1 pseudogene is annotated in these 1,043 nt (G+C 62.0%); it reads right to left on the reverse strand.

The features are described from left to right. Positions 1–1,043 (reverse strand): annotated as a pseudogene (locus tag H9S92_RS03290) (hypothetical protein); the annotation flags it as partial.

Consider the following 1,043-nt stretch of genomic DNA (forward strand, 5'->3'; position numbering starts at 1 on the left):
CCGTCCTGGAAGGCCTGGACTTGTACGATGACCGAGCAGTAGTCCGCACTGCCGTTGTCGGCAACGGCGTACACCCGCACCGGTACGTCCTGGTTAACTACGTCACAGTCCAGGTCAATGCCCAGGCGGCCAGCAACCGGCGTGAAGCCAGCCTCACCCGCTTCTTCTTCGGTGTAGATGCTGTACTTGTCGATCAGGTTACCGAAGCAGTCAAACACGTCGCTGGCGATGAAGTCAGAAGCCCAGATGGCAGCCATACCACCGCCTTGGCCGTTGGGCATCAAGGTTACGGTCAGCGTTTGGATACAGATTGGCGTCGGTGCTTTGTCCGGCGTTACACAGAACTCCAGGATCTCCACGTCGAAGTTGCCACAGCCGTCGGCGGCCCGGATCCGGATGGCGTGCTCGCCCACCGGTACGTTCGTCGCGCGGATCGAGTAGCTGCCGTCGCCGTTGTTCGTCAGCGTGATGCCTACGCCAAGCGCTGCGGCGTTGTCGGGGCGGAAGCCTTGGGCTACGTCGTAGTTCGCGTCGAGTTGCAGCGTAACGTCAACGTCGGAGCACTCGTCTACCGCCGTGAAGGTCAGCGTCAGGTCGGCCGTGCACGTTACGCTCGTTCCACCGAAGCATTCTTCGGGCTCGTCCGCTTCGATGACCGGAGCCACCTCGTCGTAGATTTTCACGAACTGTACGTAGCGGAACGCTCCGCGGCTGTCGTCGGCGGCGTACACATCGGTGTCGATGTTGTCGTTGCCGTTGTCGTCGTCCGTGCCGTCCATGTCGTTGCCATCGTCCAGCGTCTGGTCAAACTGCGGGGCACCGGGGTTGTAGTTCCGGTCCGTGAAGCGGCTCAGGAACGCGAAGTCGTCCGTCAGCGTCGTCGTCACCCGGGGGATGACGTTCAGGTAGAGCAGTTGGGTCTCGGGGTTGCGGATGCCGTCGCCGTCCCGCGGGATCAGGTAGGGCTGGCCCAGCGTGTTGTACTCACACCAGTTCACTACGTCGTAGGTGATCCGCAGCTTGAAGCACTCTTCGCCGGCGGC

This window comes from Neolewinella lacunae (assembly GCF_014349155.1).
Classification (GTDB): domain Bacteria; phylum Bacteroidota; class Bacteroidia; order Chitinophagales; family Saprospiraceae; genus Neolewinella; species Neolewinella lacunae.